This window comes from Pseudactinotalea sp. (genome assembly GCF_048594945.1).
Classification (GTDB): Bacteria; Actinomycetota; Actinomycetes; order Actinomycetales; family Beutenbergiaceae; genus Pseudactinotalea.
The window spans coordinates 1-2,414 of the sequence record NZ_JBMDXJ010000024.1; the positions used below are offsets into that span (position 1 = coordinate 1).

Consider the following 2,414-nt stretch of genomic DNA (forward strand, 5'->3'; position numbering starts at 1 on the left):
CCGCCGAGGCGTCCGATTTCGCCGATCAGGCCGTACGGATGCTCCGCAGTGGCGGCGCGGTCGTGGTGAACGACGCGCTCTGGCACGACCGCGTGGCCGACCCCGCCCGCCGCGACGAGGACCCCGTGGCCAGGCGCGCGCGGGGCAAGCGACTCCGCGAGGACGAGCGCCTCCTCCCCACGCTCCTCCCCGTGGGTGGCGGCCTCCTGGTCGCCATCAAGCGCTGACCCCCTCCCCGGTTTCAACGCTCTTCTGACACCCCGGAGCTTTCAACGCGCTTTCGGCTCCCCTGAGCCTTCAACGCTGATATGACCCGGCCGTCGGCGCGCCGAAAGAGCGTTGACATGCCCAGGGAGCCGAAACCGCGTTGAAAGCTACGAAGCGAGCCAACCGCCGTCGACGGCGAGAACCTCGCCGTGCACGTACGCCGCGGCCTCGCTCGCGAGAAAGATCGCGGGGCCGACCAGATCGTCCGGGGTGGCCCAGCGACCCGCGGGGATACGGCCGCTGATCTCCGCGGCGCGCTGCTCGTCGGCACGTAACGGCGCGGTGTTCGCGGTCACCACGTAACCGGGTGCCAGGGCATTGACGCCCACACCACGGCCGGCCCACTCGTTGGCGAGCGCACGCGTCAGGCCCAGCACGGCGTGCTTGGACGCCGCGTAGCTCGCGACCTGGCGGCCTCCCTGGAACGACAGCATCGACGCGATCGTGATGATCCGACCGCGCTGACGCTCGAGCATCGACGCACCGATCTCCTGGCACAGCAGCCAGACCGCGTCGAGGTTGACCGTGCGGACCTCCCGCCACTGCTCGTAGCGGACGTCCTCGGAGGCACCTCGGCGAATGATGCCCGCGTTGTTGACGAGCACGTCGACCTGACGATCCCGAGCGAGCGAACGAGCGGTCGAGCGCGCGGCCTCGAGGTCGCTGAGATCGGCCACGACCGCCTCGGCGCTCCCTCCCGCCGCAGTGATCTCCGCCACGACCTCCTCGACCGCGGCGGTGCGGCCCCACGCGATCACGTGCGCGCCTGCTCCCGCGTAGCCGAGCGCGATCGCCCGGCCGATCCCTGACCGTGCCCCCGTCACGACGGCCGTGCGGCCCTCGAGGCTGAACAGACCGCTCACCTCAGGTCCGCGACGCCGACCGCGTCCATGTCCTCGAAGGACTGGTTCTCGCCGGCCATCGCCCACACGAACGAGTATGCGCTGGTGCCCGCGCCGGAGTGCACCGACCACGGTGGACTGATCACCGCCTGCCCATCGGCGACCACGAGCGTGCGCAGCTCATCGGGGCGGCCGCAGAGATGCATCACACGCGCCTCGGGCGCCAGCCCCGTGTAGAGGTAGACCTCGGTGCGGCGGTCGTGCAGGTGCGGCGGCATGGTGTTCCACACGCTCCCCGGCGCGAGCGTGGTGAGCCCGACCACCAAGCGTTCGGATCGGACACCGCCCGCGTGGACGTAGCGCCGGAGCGATCGCACGTTCGCCGCCTCGGGCTCGCCGAGGTGGAGCGTCTCCGCCTCAGTGGCGGGCGCGAGCGTGGTCGGGTGCCGTTCGCCGGCCGGCGCGGACACCAGGTAGAAGCGCCCATCGCCATCGAAGGTGATCGACCGCGTACCCACGCCGATGTAGAGCATGTCGTGCTCGCCCAGCCCGTACTGCTCGCCGTCGACCGTCACGGTGCCGGGCGCCGCGGCCACGTTGACGACCACCAGCTCACGGCGGGCGCAGAAGGTCTCGGATCGGAGCTGGTCCGGTGCGACCAGCTCCAGCGGCGCGCCCGCCGGGACGGCCCCGCCGATCACGATCCGGTCGTCGTGCGTGAGCGCCAGCCTCACCGCACCGGGCTCGAACAGGTCCTCGACGAGGAAGCGGGAACGCAACCCGTCGGCGTCGAGGTGGGCAACGTCGTCGGGGTGGGTCGAGTGTCGGATGTCCATGTTCGAGCTCCTTCAGAACGTGCTGGTGGTCGGAACCGGGAGGGCGAAGCCCGGGCTGTCGGGCACGGTGATGACGCCGTCGGAGAAGCGATAGCCGGCGGTGTCGATGCCGTCGGTACCGCCAGGCACGCCCTCGACCGTGAGCACGTTCCCGAGCCCGGCCGCCATCTGGGCGGCGTAGAGGCTCTTGAGCGGCATCCCCCACGCGTGCGGCGAGGCTGCCACGTCCAGGGACGCCAGGGTGGGCATGATCCGACGCCACGCCGTGAGGCCGTAGGAGACGACGTCCATGAGCATGACGTCGATGAGACCCGCTTCGGCGAGCTCCAGCAGCTGTGCCTCGTCAGGCTCGAACTCGCCATCGGCGATCAGCGTGCTGCTGCCGGAGGAGACCAGGTAGTCACGCAGCACGCGCAGCCCCTCGGCATCCTCCTGGAACGGTTCCTCGACCCAGAACAGGTCACAGTCA

4 protein-coding genes are annotated in these 2,414 nt (G+C 70.7%); 1 reads left to right on the forward strand and 3 read right to left on the reverse strand.

Features of this window, described 5'->3' with window-relative positions; genetic code table 11:
- The coding region (locus ACOJSN_RS01150) for an O-methyltransferase (RefSeq protein WP_420110673.1) at positions 1–227 on the forward strand (227 nt) is incomplete at its 5' end.
- Positions 228–374: 147 nt separating this feature from the next.
- On the opposite strand, the gene ACOJSN_RS01155 is transcribed toward ACOJSN_RS01150, so the two are convergent.
- From ACOJSN_RS01155 to ACOJSN_RS01165, 3 genes are all read right to left on the reverse strand, one after another.
- Positions 375–1,130, reverse strand: a complete 756-nt coding sequence (locus ACOJSN_RS01155) for an SDR family oxidoreductase (RefSeq protein WP_420110674.1) — start codon at positions 1,128–1,130, stop codon at positions 375–377.
- A complete protein-coding gene (gene kduI / locus ACOJSN_RS01160; RefSeq protein ID WP_420110675.1) occupies positions 1,127–1,945 on the reverse strand; it encodes a 5-dehydro-4-deoxy-D-glucuronate isomerase in 819 nt (272 codons plus the stop codon). The genes ACOJSN_RS01155 and kduI overlap by 4 nt, the downstream gene beginning before the upstream one ends.
- A gap of 12 nt (positions 1,946–1,957) precedes the next feature.
- A partial coding sequence (locus tag ACOJSN_RS01165; RefSeq protein WP_420110676.1) for an enolase C-terminal domain-like protein occupies positions 1,958–2,414 on the reverse strand: 457 nt, incomplete at its 5' end.